This is a genomic window from Aestuariivivens insulae (assembly GCF_022662195.1).
Taxonomy (GTDB): Bacteria; Bacteroidota; Bacteroidia; order Flavobacteriales; family Flavobacteriaceae; genus Aestuariivivens; species Aestuariivivens insulae.
In genome coordinates, this window is the sequence record NZ_JAKMCS010000001.1 from 63,325 (window position 1) to 81,755 (window position 18,431).

The 18,431-nt window shown below is 42.5% G+C and carries 14 protein-coding genes; all 14 read left to right on the forward strand.

The genetic code is table 11. The features are described from left to right. The first annotated feature begins 17 nt into the window (after positions 1 to 17). The 14 genes from MR062_RS00195 (at position 18) to MR062_RS00260 (ending at position 18,389) form a co-directional block, all read left to right on the forward strand. Positions 18 to 1,922 (forward strand): sugar porter family MFS transporter, encoded by a 1,905-nt coding sequence (locus MR062_RS00195; protein WP_242202033.1) that lies wholly within the window; start codon positions 18 to 20, stop codon positions 1,920 to 1,922. Between the two features lie 9 nt (positions 1,923 to 1,931). Further along, the gene (locus MR062_RS00200; RefSeq protein ID WP_242202034.1) at positions 1,932 to 2,729 is read left to right on the forward strand and encodes an SDR family NAD(P)-dependent oxidoreductase; all 798 of its coding nucleotides are present in this window, start codon (positions 1,932 to 1,934) and stop codon (positions 2,727 to 2,729) included. Positions 2,730 to 2,743: 14 nt separating this feature from the next. Beyond that, entirely contained in the window at positions 2,744 to 3,913 is a 1,170-nt protein-coding gene (locus MR062_RS00205; RefSeq protein WP_242202035.1) for an ABC transporter substrate-binding protein, read from the forward strand. Further along, positions 3,897 to 4,664, forward strand: a complete 768-nt coding sequence (locus MR062_RS00210; protein ID WP_242202036.1) for an enoyl-CoA hydratase/isomerase family protein — start codon at positions 3,897 to 3,899, stop codon at positions 4,662 to 4,664. Before MR062_RS00205 ends, MR062_RS00210 begins: the two co-directional genes overlap by 17 nt. Before the next feature lie 5 nt (positions 4,665 to 4,669). Next, positions 4,670 to 5,719 carry a lactonase family protein gene (locus MR062_RS00215; protein ID WP_242202037.1) on the forward strand — a complete coding sequence of 350 codons (1,050 nt, stop codon included), beginning with the start codon at positions 4,670 to 4,672 and terminating at the stop codon, positions 5,717 to 5,719. A gap of 56 nt (positions 5,720 to 5,775) precedes the next feature. After that, complete coding sequence (locus tag MR062_RS00220; protein WP_242202038.1) at positions 5,776 to 6,954, forward strand: CaiB/BaiF CoA transferase family protein; 1,179 nt, start codon at positions 5,776 to 5,778, stop codon at positions 6,952 to 6,954. Then, positions 6,951 to 8,018: a mannonate dehydratase gene (locus MR062_RS00225; protein ID WP_242202039.1), complete on the forward strand. Its 1,068-nt coding sequence runs from the start codon at positions 6,951 to 6,953 to the stop codon at positions 8,016 to 8,018. Before MR062_RS00220 ends, MR062_RS00225 begins: the two co-directional genes overlap by 4 nt. 55 nt (positions 8,019 to 8,073) lie before the next feature. Next, a complete protein-coding gene (locus MR062_RS00230) occupies positions 8,074 to 10,770 on the forward strand; it encodes a glycoside hydrolase family 38 N-terminal domain-containing protein (protein ID WP_242202040.1) in 2,697 nt (898 codons plus the stop codon). Between the two features lie 22 nt (positions 10,771 to 10,792). Further along, entirely contained in the window at positions 10,793 to 12,187 is a 1,395-nt protein-coding gene (locus MR062_RS00235) for a glycoside hydrolase family 76 protein (protein WP_242202041.1), read from the forward strand. A 65-nt stretch (positions 12,188 to 12,252) separates the two neighbouring features. Further along, complete coding sequence (locus MR062_RS00240; RefSeq protein WP_242202042.1) at positions 12,253 to 13,299, forward strand: sugar kinase; 1,047 nt, start codon at positions 12,253 to 12,255, stop codon at positions 13,297 to 13,299. A 17-nt stretch (positions 13,300 to 13,316) separates the two neighbouring features. Beyond that, positions 13,317 to 13,985, forward strand: coding sequence for a bifunctional 4-hydroxy-2-oxoglutarate aldolase/2-dehydro-3-deoxy-phosphogluconate aldolase (locus tag MR062_RS00245; RefSeq protein ID WP_242202043.1), 669 nt, complete (start codon positions 13,317 to 13,319; stop codon positions 13,983 to 13,985). A gap of 355 nt (positions 13,986 to 14,340) precedes the next feature. Continuing rightward, entirely contained in the window at positions 14,341 to 16,065 is a 1,725-nt protein-coding gene (locus MR062_RS00250) for a GMC family oxidoreductase (RefSeq protein WP_242202044.1), read from the forward strand. A 3-nt stretch (positions 16,066 to 16,068) separates the two neighbouring features. Then, entirely contained in the window at positions 16,069 to 16,791 is a 723-nt protein-coding gene (locus MR062_RS00255; protein WP_242202045.1) for a gluconate 2-dehydrogenase subunit 3 family protein, read from the forward strand. A 131-nt stretch (positions 16,792 to 16,922) separates the two neighbouring features. After that, positions 16,923 to 18,389: a vanadium-dependent haloperoxidase gene (locus MR062_RS00260; RefSeq protein ID WP_242202046.1), complete on the forward strand. Its 1,467-nt coding sequence runs from the start codon at positions 16,923 to 16,925 to the stop codon at positions 18,387 to 18,389. Positions 18,390 to 18,431: the final 42 nt, after the last annotated feature.

Sequence of the window (18,431 nt, forward strand, 5' to 3'; positions counted from 1 at the left end):
AAAACCCTAATACAATCATGAACACAAATAAATCCAACTATTTACTTCTTGTCAGTTTTGTTTCCACCATTGGGGGTTTTCTCTTCGGTTATGATACGGCTATCATATCCGGGTGCAACTCATTTTTGGAGCAACATTTCACTTTGTCCGCGGCAGAACTAGGGTGGATTGTATCTTCCGCTTTGTTGGGAACCATCTTTGGGTGTCTTTTAGCTGGGGGCATTACAGATCGGCTGGGTAGAAAAAAAAGTTTGATTGTGGCGGCCCTTTGTTTGACCCTTTCCGCCTTGGGATCTATGCTTCCACCGCAATTCATAGGGGATTTGGAGCATCCTTTTTGGATAACAGCAAAAATAGATGCGGCTTTTCACTTTCTTATCATAGTGCGAATCATTGGTGGTATTGGAGTTGGAATTACTTCTGTTGTGGCTCCAATATATATCTCTGAACTCTCCCTGCCGGAATCAAGGGGAAGAATGGTGTCGCTGTATCAGTTGTCTATTACCCTTGGGATATTATTGGCTTTTATGGTCGACTGGATCGTGTTGAGCAATGCAGGAGATGCTGCTGGAATTATATCGGAACAGAGAACCACTTTTTTTGAGTGGATATTTGTCCAGGAACTCTGGCGAGGCATGTTTGGCACAGAAGTTCCCATTGCTATCATGTTTTTGACCTTGCTATTGATTGTTCCAAAATCCCCTCGGTGGTTGATTTCCAAGAAACGATATGCACAAGCCAAGGACATCATGGTAAAACTCTATGGCATAAAACAAGCAGAGTTGGAAATGGCGGAGATTAAGGAAATGCCTGAACAGGAATCCAACGGCTTCATTGAGCTGAAAAAGCCTTATTTACGTATTCCGTTGTTGATAGGTATTCTACTCCCCATGTTTTCTCACCTGAGCGGTATTGCCGCAATTATGTATTTTGCCCCCAACATTATCAATGAATCCGTGGATAATGTGGAAAGTTCATTTTTGGGCGCCATTTTGGTGGGGGTAGTCAATTGTGCGTTCACATTTGTCGCCATTTTTAATATAGAAAAATTTGGTCGGAGAAAATTGCTGCTGGTCGGTGTTATAAGTGCATTTATTTCGTTGTCAGGGGTAGGTTTATTTTTCGCCCTTGGATCAGCATATGTGATTATTCCACTTTTGTTATATGTGGCTAGTTTTGCTTTTTCCTATGGTCCCATTGTTTGGGTCATCATTAGTGAAATCTTTCCCACTCGTATACGGGGATTGGCCGTTGGTATTGGAAGCTTTGTATTAATGTTCACTGGATTTCTGGTTACGCTGACCAATCCAATTCTAATAGAAAAAATAAGTCCATCAGGAACATTTTTCATCTATGCCGCCCTAACGGTTCCTGCCATTTGGTTTATATGGAAATTTGTGCCAGAGACCAAAGGCAAAACCCTTGAGCAGATCGAAAAACTGTGGTTGAAACAAGATCAAAATAAAAATTTAAAAGAAGAACAAAACTTAATGATAGAGACCTACTATACAAATGGGCAAGGATATAGCCCTTTTCTGATTAGAGAGGGATGGCAAGTGGCACAATTGAATTTTATGCCCGAACAGGACATCAAAAATATTACGCGATTGGACAGGCACAACCTTACGGACGAAGCATTTATACTATTAAAGGGTAAGGCCGTTTTGGTTGCTGCGGAAATTCATGACAGGGGAATAGAATACCACATGGAATTATTGAAACCAATGGTTACTTATAATATTCCAAAAAAGGTGTGGCACAATATCGTAATGAAGAAAGACTGCGAGATTATCATAGTGGAAAAGTCCAACACCCATATTGATGATTTTGAGCATTATGACTTGGGACCGTCTGAACTGGAGCTGTTTAGAAAGAAGGTAAAAGAGCATTTTCAAACTGAAACCAAAATCACCACTAATTAATAATTTATTATGAATCACATTGATTTAGAAGGGAAAAGGGTATTGGTTACAGGGGGAAGTCAAGGCATTGGAGCTGAAATATGCAAGCAAATGGCAAGTTGTGGTGCAGACGTTGCCATCAACTATCATAGCAATAAGCAAAAGGCACATGACTTGGCATTGCAAATAGAAAACGAGTACAAGGTAAAAACCGTTTGTGTTGGTGCTAACGTGGCAAATGCCAAGGAAGTATCCGAAATGTTCAAGAAAATGGACAATAGTATTGGAAACATCGACATTCTCGTCAACAACGCGGGTTGTGAGACCATTGACCATGTTTTGGAATTGTCTGAAAATGAATGGAATAAAGTTATAGACGTCAACTTAAAAGGCCCCTTTTTATGTTCCAAAGAGGCAGGATTGCGAATGGAAAAATCTGGAGGTGGGGTTATCATCAATATTTCCTCTATTCATGATAAAGTTCCGAGAAAAGGCCTCATCCATTATTGTACTGCTAAGGCAGGTTTGAAAATGTTTTCCAAATGCTTGTCCTTGGAACTAGCGGACAAAAACATACGTGTTGTATCCATTGCCCCTGGAGCAATTGAAACGGATATGAATCGCGCTGAAATTTCCAAGTTCGGTAAGGACAAATTTGAAAAATGGATTCCCCAAGGAAGAATTGGTAAAGTAGGAGATGTAGCCGGAGTTGTTGTATTTGCGGCAAGCGACCTTGCTTCCTATATAAATGGTGCGGACATTTATGTTGATGGATCATATATGAACGGCACCATTCAGTACGATCCCAGACCAAAACGAGAATATTAATGCGAGTTGAGCCTATGATGAAGGAGATAAAATTAAAGGGAATTGCATGGGATCATCCTAGAGGATATGAACCATTGAGGGAAACCTCAAAGATATTTTCCACTAGAAACCCCAGCGTTTCCATTGATTGGCATATTAGGTCCTTGAAAGAATTTGGTGATATGCCCATTGAGGATTTGATTGAGACCTATGATTTAATTACCATAGACCATCCCTATATGGGGCAGGCACATGAAAACAAGTTGTTGCTTTCTTTAGAGAACTATCTTCCAGACACCTTCTTAAGGGAGTTGGAACAGCAATCCGTTGGCCCTACGTATAAATCGTATAGATTTGGAGGGCATTTGTATGCATTGCCGATTGATGCTGCCGCTTTGGTGGCGGCATACCGGGATGACCTAATGACAAACTTAAAGTTGAAGCGGCCTACCATTAGGGTAGAGCTGTTTGATTTTTACAAGAGGGTCCCCAAAGAGTTCAAAGTGGCCTGGGCACTTTGCCCAACAGACCTATGGTGTGCATTTTTAACACTTTGTGCGCAAGATGGGGGATTTGATTTTATCCAAGAAAATGGAATTGATGAAAAAATTGGCACCACAGTCCTCGATGAACTCAAAGAACATCTAAAATTCATCCATCCAGAGTCGTTAAATTGGAACCCCATACAGATATTGGATAGGATGGGGACTACCGATGATATTGTTTGCGCACCGTATTTATTTGGCTATACCAATTATTCAAGGGATAATTTCAGGAATCATATAATCACTTTTCAAAACAGTCCAACGAATCCAAGAACCGATATATCTACAATATTGGGTGGAGTGGGACTGGCCGTCTCCGCAAAAACGGATTTCCCAGAATGGGCCGTGGCCTATGCCAAATATGTTTCCAGTGGGGAAACACAAAAGGGAGTTTATACCAAGAGCCAAGGCCAGCCCAGTCATTTGGAAGCCTGGCATGATAAAGCCAACAATACACTTTGCCATAATTTCTTTGGTAATACGCTGAAAACTATGGAGAAAGTCTATGTTCGACCCCAATATGCTGGATGGAACTCTTTTCAAGAACAAGGAGCCGATCTATTGCACCAAGCTCTTATTGAGGACACTCCATCAATGAAAGCAGTAAAGGATTTGAATGAAATTTTTAAAGAGGAAGTTGCATATGGGGAAAGAATTTAGAAATATAGACATTAAAATACACGGGCAAGTAGCCATTCTTAGGTTTAATCGACCAGAGCAACTGAATGCCATGAACCGAGAAATGATGGATGAGATTATTGCGGGTATCGAGCAGGTGAATCAAACAGAGGATGTTCTTGTAGGTGTCATTACGGGCAATGGAAGAGCATTTATGGCGGGGGCCGACATCAAGGAATATACAAACCAAACACCAGAAGAGTTTCAATCTTTTCAAGAAAAAGGAACCGAATTGTACCGATGTATAGAAGAGGCTCCTAAACCCTGGTTGGCGGCTGTTAATGGGTTTGCTCTTGGGGGCGGTTTTGAAATTGCACTTGCCTGTGATATGATTTTGGCTTCCCAAAGTTCAAAAATGGGGTTGCCCGAAGTGTTCTTAAGTTTGGTTCCAGGAGGAGGAGGAACACAACGGCTGATACAAAAAATAGGAATCAACAGAACCAAAGAAATACTATTTACAGGGGCGCAATTTACATCATCTACGTTTGAGGATTGGGGCATTGTGAACCATGTTTACGAGGATTCAAAGTTTGAAGATGAGGTGTTGGACTTTGCAAATAAATTGGCGCGAAGGCCAACCAAGGCAATAGGGGAGTTAAAAAAACTGGCAAACCTCAGTCTTTCCCCTATCGATTTTAATAAAAAAATAGCTGAGGAGGGGAGAGTTGTACTAGATTTATTTTATCGTGACGAAGCTCAAAAAGCCATTCAAAAATTTATGGCTAAAACCTAACAGATATGATGTTGACATTTTATATGGGAAGTTATACAGAATATCCAATACCAGAGTTTGGAGGCATTGGCAAGGGTATTTATACCGTTCAACTTGATACGGTTACCGGAGCATTGAATCTAGTGCACAGCATTATGGAACGAAATCCTAGCTACCTCGCCGTTGATTCCAACTCTAACTATATATTCTGTGCTACGGAAATCGAAGAGGATAAAGACCCTAAAGTGAAATCTTTCAAGATAAAAAAGGATTTTTCATTGGAATTGATTGATGAGCAGCGTATCATCGGAGGATTTCCATGCCACATTTTGGCCCATAAAGACCATGTTATGGTTGCTTGTTATGCAACAGGCAATATAATTCATTTATTGACAGACGATCATGTGGGTATCAGAAAAGTGGTGAATAATTTTTATCATCACGGCAAGAGTATCAATAGGGAGAGGCAGGAAGGGCCTCATGCCCATCAAACAACGATCCATCCAAACGGGAAGGATATTTATGTTTGTGATTTGGGTATAGATACCATTAAGGCCTATTCCTTTGAAGAAGGAATGGTATTGCCCAATCAAAAGAATGACTGCGTGGTCACGCGCGGTGGTGGTCCTCGACACATGGTCTTTAATAAGGAAGGGACCATAGCATACGTAATCAATGAATTGACGGCAAATATTGGTGTTTTACAATATGCCCAAGGTAAGCTCAAGGAGGTGGCGGTCTACTCCTCATTGCCCGATGATTTTATGGATAAGCCGAGCGCATCAGCCATACGAATGCATCCTAACGGTAAGTTCTTGTATGTCGGCAATCGAGGCTTAGAGGCCATAACAGTATTTAAGGTGACTGGGTCTGAACTCGAGGTTGTCCACATTCAATACACGTATGGGGAAGAACTTCGAGAATTTAATTTGACCCCGGATGGTCTGTGGCTGATTGCGTGTCATCAAAATTCACATGATACAGTTGTATATCAAACAATAGATACAGGTGAATTGGTAGAGCGTTATCGTACCAAAGACATCAAATCACCCTCCTGTATCGTTTTTCCAAATTAGGCGTTGAATAACTAAACCGATTCAGTATGTATGATAAAACAACAAATAAAGGACCTTTGGATGGGTTGATAGTTGCGGATTTCACACAATTGGCGCAAGGTCCTTGGGCTACCCAAATGCTTGGCGATATGGGTGCGGAGGTTATAAAAATAGAACCAATAAAAGGGGATTGGATGCGACATTACTCCTATGGAAACCTGTATCCTGCTGGCGAAAGTATCTCTTTCGTAAGCTTTAACCGAAACAAAAAAAGCATAGCACTTAATCTAAAAGATGGTAAAGGCCTTGAAGCAGCAAAAAAAATCATCCAAAAAGCAGATATTCTTATTGAGAATTTTAGACCAGGGGTGATGGAGCGATTGGGATTGGGATACGAGGACATGTCAGCACTTAACCCCAGATTGATTTATTGTTCCAGTTCTGGATATGGATCATCAGGTCCTTATCTAAAACGTCCTGGACAAGATTTATTGGCTCAGTCCATTAGTGGGGCTCCATCCTTGAATGGTAAAAAGGATGATATTCCAGTGGTAACCGCCGTGGGACAAGCCGACCTTTTGACCAGTCTATTTATCAACCAATCCATATTGGCAGCATTGCAAGCTCGATATACAAGTGGGAAGGGACAAAAGATAGAAGCGAACCTTTTAAGCTCCATCGTAGGATTCCATATTCAAGAAATAACCGCTTTTCTTCACAAAGGGTCAAGTCCTGATCGCAGTGAAAGTGGAATTCCCAATCCGTGGGTAGGGGCACCATACGGATTGTACCATACCCAGGATGGTTATATAGCCATCGGAATGAACTCTGTACAAAAATTAGCTCGAGTAATGGGGCTGGAAAAGTATAATTCTGAAGCGTTCATCTCAAACAATATCATTGAGAACCGTGATCAAATTCGGTTTGATTTTGGTGCTGTTTTCAAGACAAAGGCAACATGGGAATGGTTGGATCTATTGCTGGAGGAGGATATATGGTGCTCGCAGGTAAACACTTTGGACGATATGGTGAATGATCCACAAATCAAGCACAATAAAATGATAATAGAAATAGATCATCCTTCAATCGGTAAGGTCAGAACAACTGGTTTTCCGGTCTCGTTCAGTGAAACTCCACAAAGGATTTACCGACCCTCGCCCAGATTAAATGAGAATGCTGAAGAAATTCTTAGGGACTTTTGCGGTTATGAAGCCGATGACATCACAAAATTTTTAAAACAAAAAGCGCAGCTATGAAATTAGGATTCGGATTATACAAACATATGCTCAATTCGCAGCACTACCAATTTGCCAAACAGTGTGGAGCTACCCATTTGGTGATACATATGGTCGATTATTTTGGTCACAACGATAAGAGTGCAGATCAACCTATTGGGGGCTCCAGTGGATGGGGAAAAGCAGGAAAACAGGACGAGATATGGAGCTATGAGGAGCTAAAAGCCATCAAGGAGGAAATCAATGCACATGGACTTGAATTGGAGGCCATTGAAAATTTTGATCCAGCACATTGGTACGATGTTCTTTTGGGGGGACCTAAACGAGACGAGCAGCTTGAAAATCTAAAGCAGTTGATCAGAAACGTTGGCCAGGCCGGTATTCCAGTATTTGGGTATAATTTTTCACTTGCAGGGGTGTCATCAAGAAATATTGGCCCATATGCAAGAGGTGGGGCGGTCTCTGTTGGAATGGAAGGAGCTGTTGATCAAACCCCTATACCGAATGGGATGGTATGGAACATGGTCTATGACGAGAATGCAAAGGAAGGGAACCTACCTGAGACAACCCATCAAGAATTATGGGACAGGTTAGCGTATTTCTTGGATGCAATGGTCCCTGTGGCTGAAGAGGCTGGGGTACAGCTGGCTGCCCATCCCGATGACCCTCCCATGCCCTTTGTTAGAAAATCACCGAGACTGGTATTTCAACCGGATATGTATCAAAGGTTAATCGAATTGAAACCAAGCCCGAACAATGGACTGGAGTTCTGTTTGGGATCAATAGCAGAAATGACGGAAGGGGATGTTTACGAGGCAACAGACCAGTATACCAAGCAGAACAAGGTATCCTACATCCATTTTAGAAATGTAAAGGGTAAGGTACCCAACTATAAGGAAGTGTTTGTCGACGAAGGGGACATTGATATGTTCAAGATTTTACGGATTCTAAAAAAGAACAATTTCAATGGCGTGCTCATACCAGACCATACTCCGCAAATGAACTGTGGTGCTCCGTGGTACGCAGGAATGTCCTATGCCATGGGATATATGAAAGCAGCACTGGCCATGGTAAAGAACGAATGATACCGTTGACACGATAAGCACAAATTAACAATAACTGTAAGAAAACTAGCAGACTATGAAAAAGGTTATAATTTCCATTGTACTTGTAGTATCATTTATGGGTCTACATCCGTTGACAGCACAAGAAACCCTAAATGTTGAGGTGGACACTTATGAGCTCCTCAAGTCACTGTCACAGTCAAAATTGGCAGACGGTCACATTCTGTTGTTCAACACCACGCATGAAGATATTGCTTGGTTGGATGAACCTGAAATTTGTAAAATTGACCGGGATGAAAAATGGTTGACCCCATATATTGAAAAGCTAAGGGAAGCTCCCGACTTTAAAATGGATATAGAACAATCTTCCATTGTCATGGAATACCTTCACCGGCATCCCGAAGAAAGAGAAGCCTTTATTGATTTTATTGACCAAGGAAGGATAGGGATTGGTGGTGCCTACGTTCAGGCATACGAAGGGATGTATTCAGGAGAATCACTTGCCAGGCAATTCTATTGGGGCGCAAAGTGGATGGAAGATAACCTTAATGGATACCAAGCCTCCACGTACTACAATGTTGACGTACCGGGCCGAACGATGCAAATGCCTCAATTAGCAAAAAAGGCTGGAGTGGAAAACTTTGTTTTTAGTAGACATATCAAGGGATTGTTCTACTGGGAGTCACCTGATGGTTCACGAGTAACATGCTATAGTCCGGGGAATCATTATATGGATTTTTACAACCTTTTGGGAATGCAAGATGAAGAAGGCATACAAAAAATGGCCAGAGATGCTGTGGATTGGTACACCTTATATAACAACTTGCCAACGAAAAACCCTGTAATGCCCGTTATGCTTAATTATGAGTTCATTTGGGACCAGACCCCTGTGGAAAATTTAGAGCCATTTATTAAAAAGTGGAACGGGATTCAGTACATAACAGCTGCTGGTAGAAAAAAAATTAAGATCAACTTGCCAAAGATAATCCATTCAACCGCTGATGAATTCTTTGAAAAAGTGGAAAAGACAACCCTTCCAGAGAAGGTAATCAAAGGAGAGCGTCCCAATATGTGGGTCTATATACATGGAGCATCCCATCAGCAAGCTTTAAAGGCCAGTAGGGAAGGGGATATTTTACTAACCCAGGCAGAAAAGTTTGCCACAATCAATGCGCTTTTGGATGGAAGCTTTGACAAGTATCCTGCCGAAAAGCTAAAAAGAGCCTGGGAGGCAAAGATTTATCCCGATCATGGATGGGGTGGTAAAGGAGGGGATGTCACCGATCGTACATTTTTACAAAAATTCATTTATGCGAGGTCTGAGGCCAACAGCGTGCTCGAATCATCAATTACAGATATTGCTGGAAGGATTGAACATGGTGATCAAAAGGGAATACCTATTGTGGTTTTCAATAGTTTAAGTTGGAATCGAAGCGGTATCGTGAATTTTGATATCAAGTTCGATCAGGCTAAGGCCTATGGGTTCAAACTATTCAACAGCTTGAATAAAGCGATTCCGTTTCAAAAATCACACGTGGAACGTTACCCTGACAATTCGATTAAATCCGTAAGAATAAATTTTGAGGCCCAAAAAGTGCCATCCATTGGATTTGAAACATTCTATATGGAACTATCAGAAGATGAACGTTCTATAGTGTCTACTGATTTTGATAATACCATTGAGAATGCTTACTATCGATTGCGCTTTGGTGACGGTGGTTTGGAAGGAATCTTCGATAAGGAGCTTGGCGTTGAACTTATAGACTCACGTAAATTCAAAGCGGGGGAGATTTTTGCTTTGAACTCCGTGGGAAACGGAGCTGGGGAATTCTCCGAGGTGCAGCAGCCGGATACCAAATTCTTTGATAGACTGTCAACGTCCAAAACCAAGTGGTCCATTCAGGAAGAAGGGCCTGTGTTCACATCGATTGTAATGCGACAGCCCATGCAAGATGCCATTGTTGAAATGAAAGTCAAACTCTACCATACTACAAAGAAAATTGATTTTGATGTGGATCTTTTGAATTGGAACGGTACCATGTTCCGTGAATTCAGAATCGCCTTCCCACTTGATCTTGACAACGGAAAGGTGACGTACGAAGTCCCTTTTGGTGCAGTAACTGTAGGTGAGGATGAGTTGGAAGGAACGGGAGGTGAATTTTATAAAGGGGAAGTCAACAAAATACGTCCAAGAGCCATCGGTAATTGGATTTCAGCCAGTGATTCGGATTATGGCGTGACCATTGCTTCCTCAGTCGTCACCGCTGATTGGCAAGACCCTACCGATTCTTTGAGCCAAAAAACAATATTACAGCCCATTCTGTTGGCCTCTAGAAAGAGTTGTCATCATGAAGGCAACGATTACCATCAAACCGGTGACCACAGTTTTTCGTTCAGTCTGACATCCCACAAGCCAGGGTGGAGGAACGGACGTCAATTTGGAACAGCCCATAACGAAAAATTTCAAAAGGTAGTGGATCCTGTTCGGTATAGGATAGGTGTACTGCCCAACAAGCAAAGCTTCTTTAGTGTCAGCGACAGTAATTTGGTTATCAGCACCTTAAAGAAAGCAGAGGATGATAATAAAGTTGTTATGAGGATTTTTGAGGCCGATGGACAGGATTCCGAAGCCAAAATCAATGTTTTCAATACCGTGGACCGGGCATGGCGTACCTCTTTGATAGAAAAAACAGAAAGTGAATTAAGGGCGAAGGACAACACCATTTCCATAGAAGTGGGGCATAACGCCATTGAGACCTTAAAATTTAAATAATGAAGCAAAACCCAATACAGTCATGAAAAGAAGAAAATTTGTAAAGGCAACAGGTAGTTACAGCATTTTGCTAGCGGCTGCTGGTGCTCTTACGGCTTGCGGAGCATCAACAAACGGGAAAGACGAGGACAAGGAACTCTTGGAGCAATCCATCAAAGCTTTCAAAAGATTTTCAGAGGTATGGGATTTCCAAGACTTTTGGAAACGAGGCAACACTTTTGATGCTTGTCTGGTCTTTGTTTCAGCAATGGTTCAAAGATGGCCAGACAATGACGAAGTCAATGTAATTCAAGACCAAGTTCGCAACATGTTGGAAGAAAATCTTTCCTTCTTTGCCAGCTATGACCCTGGGACCCTATGGGCGGATGATTTTGGTTGGTGGGGCTTAATGGGGCTCAACGCGCGCAAACATTTGCTCAATATGGGGGACAAGGAACTTGCCGACAAATATTTGAAACTCTCGGTGGATTTATGTTGGGAATATAAAAAGAAGACCGCCTATGACCATTCCGAGACAGGAAACCCCGTGCCGCATGGATGCAGGAACGGTGATGCCAATGGCGATAGCAAGGGGGTAAAAAATACTGTTACGAACGTACTGCTGTTCCTTCTTTCTTCACGGATTTATCGTTTAACACTCACTGAAGGGATGGAGGACAACGATAAGTATCTTGAAATGGCCTACAAACAATGGAAATGGTTTGATCAGTGGTTTAAGTTAAAGGAGTATGAATATTTAAAAGAGATATCCGCTTCAGCTGCTATGGTACAAGAGCGACCGATGGCATTTTTTGAGGGTTCTGATTATCAGGAAAAAATACATCCGCCATGGGCAGAAGGTTGGGTATGGTCAGGGGATCAAGGGATGTTAATAGCGGCATTGACCGATATGTACGGGCTGAGCTCACATCTTGGCTCCTATATCGGAAGGAATCGTCTTGACCCGGAATTCAATGAAATGGACTTCAGAGCCCGGATTAACTCCATAATTCAAAAATTGGGTAATGGCGTCAAGAAAGCACTTGTAGGAAATAGTGACCATATTATTAGAGAAGCCCCATGCCTGTCAAGTTTTGGACCACAACACGGCAATGATTATGTTGCGGGACGGGGTATCCTTCTTCGGTATATCAGTGCGGATGAAGAGAGAAAGATGACGGGAATCGACTGGAACCTGCCCATACAGAAGACATTGGAGGCCGTGTGGAATACCAGGGATATATCCAACAATCAATTTTCCGCTGAGTTTACGACAGTTGATGCAGACAAGAAATATATAGAGCAGTTTCGAGAATTATGGGGGCTCGCAGATAATGTACATACTTGGGACCTGGATAAAATGCAAGAAAAGAATAGATTGGGAGTTTGCCAAGCTATTGGATTGGACATACTTGGGGCGGCAATAAAAATGAAGTGACCTGTTTTGAGCCAATCGTTCAGGGGCTAACAAAGAAAAAATAAACTGATACAAAGAATTTTATTATGAAAAGAGTTGTGACATTTGGGGAGATAATGCTACGATTGGCACCTCCTGGATTTTTAAGGTTTTCACAGACAATTTCGTTTGATGCGGTATATGGTGGGGGAGAATCCAATGTGGCTGTATCCTTGGCCAATTATGGGGTCCCCGTGGACTTTGTGACTCGCCTTCCCAAGAACGATATTGGGGAGTGTGCACTCATGGAGATGCGCAAGCGTGGTGTGGGCACTGATAAAATCATCTATGGAGGTGATAGACTGGGCATCTATTTTTTGGAGACCGGAGCAGTTTCGCGCGGCAGTAAAGTGGTATATGATCGCGCACATTCGGCCATAGCCGAGATAGAAAAGGGCATGGTGGACTGGAATTCTGTATTTAAGGATGTGGAATGGTTCCACTGGACTGGAATTACGCCTGCCATTTCACAAGGTGCTGCGGATGCATGCTTGGAGGCCGTAAAAGCGGCCAGTGATATGGGTGTGACCATATCTACAGACCTTAATTATAGGGCAAAACTTTGGAACTATTGTGATGAATCCAAACGAGAGGAAATCATGTCCGAGCTAACTTCTCATTGTGATATTGTTCTGGGTAACGAAGAGGATGCCGAAAAGCACTTCGGTATAAAACCTGAAGGATTGGACATTACCACCCAGGGTGAGCATGTAAAGGCAGAGGCATTCCTATCGGTCTGTGAGCAAATGATGAAAAGGTTTCCTAGGGCTAAAAAAGTGATTACTACCTTAAGAGGTTCTCTCTCAGCTTCCCATAACACTTGGGCAGGGGTTCTATACGATGGGGAGACGATGTACAAGTCACCCGAATACCAGATAACACACATTGTGGACCGCGTAGGAGGAGGTGATTCCTTCATGGGCGGATTGATATATGGATTGCTCAAATACCCTGAGGATGACCAAAATGCATTGAACTTTGCGGTAGCGGCTTCCTGCTTGAAACATACGATAAAAGGGGATGCTAATTTGGTGACAGTTGCCGAAGTGGAAAAATTAATGGGCGGAGACGCTTCTGGACGGGTAGCCCGATAAAAAACTAAATTGAGACTATGGCACAATTTTCAAGAATTGATGTAGTAAATACAATGAGGGATACGGGAATGGTCCCCCTTTTTTACCATCCCGATATCGAATTGGGCAAAAAAGTGCTTAAAGCTTGCTATGATGGCGGAGCACGTTTAATGGAGTTTACCGCAAGAGGCGATTATGCCTTTGAGGTATTTGCTGAACTCAATAAATATGCGATGAAGGAACTTCCGGGAATGATCATGGGAGTGGGTTCCATAACCGATGCCGCTGCCGCTAGCTTGTTCATGCAGATGGGAGCCAATTTTATTGTGACGCCCTCATTTAGGGAAGATATCGCAATAGTTTGCAATAGGCGCAAGGTCCTTTGGACCCCTGGTTGTGGATCCTTGACAGAAATAAATGCTGCGGAGGAATTAGGTTGTGAAATGGTAAAGTTGTTTCCTGGATCTACCTATGGGCCGAGTTTTGTAAAAGCGATTAAAGGTCCTCAACCATGGACATGTGTTATGCCAACAGGAGGGGTAAGTACAGAAAGGGAAAACCTTGAGGCTTGGTTTGCTTCGGGTGTCACCTGTGTTGGAATAGGTTCTAAGTTGATATCTAAAGAACTTTTGGAACATGAGGACTATGAGTCAATGAAAAATGCAGTACGAAAAGTTCTGGATACCATTGCTCTGGTAAAAAAATGAAAAAAGAGCCTCAATACGGTCAAACATATGGCTATCAGTAATTTAGTTTAGTTTTTAGTTGGAGGGAACTGGCCCGAAAAAATTTGGGTCGGTTTCCTACTAAACCTCATTAATGAATTGAGATGATATGGGTGAACTTCTTCAAAGTCAATAAACGCTTATCAGAAGATTCAAATTATGTTGTCGTTTTATCGATTTTATCCATTGTTGAATGAATATTAACAAAATTCACTTCTTTTTTCTCAATGGAACAAAAATGTTGGCATATTTAAGAAGATTTATGAAAAATCAGGGTTCCGGATGTGGATAAAATACCTAGTCATCGATAACCTAAAAGAATAAACAAAAAGTAGAAATGCAGATAATAGAAAATGCAAAGATATACGACGCCATTATTGTGGGGTCTGGAGCAGGAGGAGGTATGGCTGCAAAAACCTTGGCTGATGCTGGTTTAAACATTGCCATCGTAGAAGCTGGACCTTTTTTTGATCCTGCGGATCCTAAGCAGCAAACACAGTTAAAGTGGTCGTGGGAATCCGAAAGAAGAGGAAAGGCTACACGTTTCAGGCCTTTTGGTGATTTTGATGCCGCCTATGGAGGGTGGGATATAGAAGGTGAGCCCTATACGCACAAAGAAGGTACCAAGTTTGATTGGTTTAGATCCCATATGTTAGGGGGGAGAACCAATCATTGGGGACGTATTTCATTACGTTTCGGCCCTGATGATTTTAAGCATAAGAGCATTGATGGGTACGGCGATGACTGGCCCATTGGGTATGATGATGTAAAGCCTTACTACGATAAGGTGGATAAATTGATAGGGGTTTTTGGAACCAATGAGGGGCTTCGAAACGATCCTGATGGTTATTTTCTTCCTCCTCCCAAACCACGATTGCATGAGCTTTTCTATATCAAGGGCGCGCGCAAATCCGGGGTTCCCGTGTATCCTTCTCGGATGTCCATGTTGACCAAACGGATAAATGACCAAAGGGGAGTATGTTTTTATTGTGGCCAGTGCAATAGGGCATGTCAAGTATATGCTGATTTCTCAGCAGGTACATGTCTTATATTTCCAGCTCAAAAGAGCAGGGGACAGGTAGATCTTTTTGTAAACAGTGTGGTTCGCGAGGTGACAACGGATGATGAAGGAAGGGCCACAGGAGTATCCTATATCAACAAGGAAGACCGTAAGGAGTACCAACTTAAGGGAAGAACGGTCATTTTAGCCGCCTCGGCATGCAGTACTGCTAGAATCCTTCTTAATTCAAAGAGCGAACAGCATCCCAATGGATTGGGGAACAGTAGTGATCATGTGGGAAAATATCTTCATGATTCAACTGGTGCGGATAGAGCGGCGTTTATTCCCGACCTAATGAACAGGAAAGTTTCCTATAATGAGGATGGGGTTGGTGGCATGCATGTTTACTCACCATGGTGGGGCGATAATTCCAAATTGGATTTTCCAAGGGGTTATCACCTTGAAATCTGGGGCGGAATGGGTATGCCAAGTTATGGATTTGGTTTCAATGTAAACGACTTTAACAAATTCTTCGGGACTAAAGTAGGCGGGTATGGCGACATGCTTCGTAGTGACGCCAAAAAATATTATGGAGCCGTGGTGGGTGTTTCCGCAAGAGGGGAATCCGTTGCGCGAAAGGACAATTATTGTGAAATCGATCCTTCCGTGGTCGATGAATGGGGCATTCCTGTGCTAAGATTCCGCTACAAATGGTCCGATTTGGAAAGAAACCAAGCTCGACATGCACACGATACTTTCGAAGAGATCTTGACCAATATGGGGGGAGAGTTATTGGGAACTAAACCTGGACGGGAACAAGACTATGGTTTACACACTCCTGGACGTATCATTCACGAAGTTGGAACCACCCGCATGGGCGACGACCCAAAGACTTCGGTAACCAACAAATATCAGCAGTTGCATGATGTGGACAATGTGTTCATCGTGGATGCAGGAGTATTCACATCACAAGCTGACAAAAACTGTACCTGGACTATCTTGGCACTTTCGTGGCGGGCTTCCGATTACATTGTAGATCAACTCAAAAAACAAAATATATAGATTATGGACAGAAGAAAAAGTTTGAAATCGATTGTTTTGGGTTCTGTCGCTACAGGACTACTGGCAAATGGCTGTAAGCCAGAAAATGATGAAACTTTACCAATAAAAAAAGCCGTCCATGATCCCGTAAAGTGGCGTACCGAATATGAAAATCAGGAATTGGCCGATATCAAGGAGGAAGGCAGTTTTTTCAATGAATACCAAAAAGAAACTATGGCTGTGCTTTGTGATATGATTTTGCCTTCAAGCGATCAGTTCAAAGGAGCCTCCGATGCCAATGTGGTAGACTTCATTGATTTCATGGCAAGGGATTATGATTCGGAAAGTATACAAACGACATTATTGGGAGGTTTAATGTGGTTGGACCATGAAGCCAATATTAAGTGTGGTACAAGCTTTAAAATGGCCTCTGAAGCACAACGTAAGTCAATATTGGATGGAATTGCATATTATGACCCAGAAGTTTCGGAACGAGATCGTCCTTTTGAGGTAAACTTCTTTACCCTGGTGCGTAATCTTACAATGACGGGATTCTACACATCTAAAATTGGTATCGAGGAATTGGGCTATAAAGGAAATATGCCTAACGTTTGGGACGGAGTCCCTCAGGATGTCTTGGATCAACATGGGGTTTCCTATGAGCCGGAATGGTTGGCCAAATGTGTTGATCAAAGCAAAAGAAATGTTATAGCCAAATGGGATGAGAATGGAAATCTGATCAGCTAAAATGGTTTTTCTGATTTTCGACATTCTTGAATCTCTTCTGTCATAGTCTGTCGGGTTAAATTATAACTCTCTCAGAATCCGGTGAACAAATGGAAAGGTAAAAGAATCGAACCTTAGATGAATTTAATATTATGAGAATTACAGTATTAATGGTTTTTATGTTGATTATCTCGGGGTGTAGAGGTAAAAACCATCCCGATAATAATCAACAAATGCAGGAAATCCAACCCAAAGGTGCGGACAACATTGCCTATCAATGGAGCGAAATGGCCATCACCGCCACCGCAAACGATACTGAAATGTTCAAGCCAAGGCCTACGATTACCTCTAGGTTTTTGGGATTGATTTTTGTTTCCATCTTTGATGCGTGGTCCAGATATGATGAAAAAGCAATTCCGGTCTATCTTGATGGTGTGGAAAGACGCCCTTCGGATGAGCAAACTCTTAAGAACAAGGAAATCGCCATTAGCTATGCCGCTTACAGGGCCATGAATGAATATTATTATTCAGACCAAGAGCTTTTTACCAATTTTATGGTGGAGCTGGGCCTCGACCCAAACAACGAATCTTTGGACCCGACCACACCCGAAGGGATTGGAAACTTGGCAGCAAAAGCGGTCATTGAAGCCAGAAAAGGTGATGGAGCCAATCAATATGGAGAGGAAGAAGGTTCCAATGGTGAGCCTTATTTTGATTATACCGGGTACGAGCCTGTAAACCCCGTAGATCAAAACAATGACCCCAACCGTTGGCAGCCCAAATATTTCTCTGACGGAAAAGGTGGAAAATTTGCCCCTGGATGTCTCACTCCTTTTTGGGACAAGGTAGAGCCTATTTCCTTAAAATCCGGAGACCAGTTCCGACCAGGTCCTCCTCCAAAAATAGGGTCCAAACAATTGGAGGAAGAGGTAAAGGAAGTCATTGAAATGCAGGCCAACCTTACCGATGAGCAAAAAGCATTGGTGGAGTTTATGCGTGATGGACCTCAATCTGTACAGCAGGCAGGGCACTGGTTAAAATTTGCCCAAGAAGTATCCATTAGAGATGACCATACGCTCGATGAAGACGTGAAAATGTTCTTCTACAACCAAGTTGTGGCCATGGATGCATTTATCGCTTCATGGGACAGTAAAATGTACTATGATTTTGCCCGGCCTTTTGCCTTGGTTCATGAATACTATGACCAACAAAAGATAAAGGCATGGGGTGGCGTTGGCAAAGGCATGGTAGAGATGGATGGCAACCAATGGAGACCGTATTCGCCTGACACCTTTTTATGTCCTCCCTTCCCAAGTTATACCTCAGGACATAGCACCATTAGTGGCGGATGCGCCGAAGCTTTGAAACTATGGACGGGAAGCGATGAGTTTGGATCTGAAGTGGAATTGGTTGCAGGTGCCATGACAGAACCAGACAACTTGGGGGATACCGTAACATTAAAATTCCCAACCTTTAGTAAAACCGCGGAAATGGCCGGGATATCGAGAGTATTGGGCGGCTATCACATTCAAGCGGATAATATTGCTGGTTTGGAACTGGGACGTGATGTGGCCCGAGAGGCTTGGCAGTTTTACCAATATCATTTAGGAGTGAACTAGATTCCAATAGTTCTGTCAATCTGTAACAAAGGTTTTATCCTA

Coding starts and splice junctions, on each gene's coding strand:
- MR062_RS00250 (WP_242202044.1), top strand. CDS start 14,341: ATGCAGATAATAGAAAATGCAAAGATATACGACGCCATTATTGTGGGG.
- MR062_RS00260 (WP_242202046.1), top strand. CDS start 16,923: ATGAGAATTACAGTATTAATGGTTTTTATGTTGATTATCTCGGGGTGT.
- MR062_RS00195 (WP_242202033.1), top strand. CDS start 18: ATGAACACAAATAAATCCAACTATTTACTTCTTGTCAGTTTTGTTTCC.
- MR062_RS00210 (WP_242202036.1), top strand. CDS start 3,897: ATGGGGAAAGAATTTAGAAATATAGACATTAAAATACACGGGCAAGTA.
- MR062_RS00255 (WP_242202045.1), top strand. CDS start 16,069: ATGGACAGAAGAAAAAGTTTGAAATCGATTGTTTTGGGTTCTGTCGCT.
- MR062_RS00240 (WP_242202042.1), top strand. CDS start 12,253: ATGAAAAGAGTTGTGACATTTGGGGAGATAATGCTACGATTGGCACCT.
- MR062_RS00205 (WP_242202035.1), top strand. CDS start 2,744: ATGATGAAGGAGATAAAATTAAAGGGAATTGCATGGGATCATCCTAGA.
- MR062_RS00225 (WP_242202039.1), top strand. CDS start 6,951: ATGAAATTAGGATTCGGATTATACAAACATATGCTCAATTCGCAGCAC.
- MR062_RS00230 (WP_242202040.1), top strand. CDS start 8,074: ATGAAAAAGGTTATAATTTCCATTGTACTTGTAGTATCATTTATGGGT.
- MR062_RS00235 (WP_242202041.1), top strand. CDS start 10,793: ATGAAAAGAAGAAAATTTGTAAAGGCAACAGGTAGTTACAGCATTTTG.
- MR062_RS00215 (WP_242202037.1), top strand. CDS start 4,670: ATGATGTTGACATTTTATATGGGAAGTTATACAGAATATCCAATACCA.
- MR062_RS00245 (WP_242202043.1), top strand. CDS start 13,317: ATGGCACAATTTTCAAGAATTGATGTAGTAAATACAATGAGGGATACG.
- MR062_RS00200 (WP_242202034.1), top strand. CDS start 1,932: ATGAATCACATTGATTTAGAAGGGAAAAGGGTATTGGTTACAGGGGGA.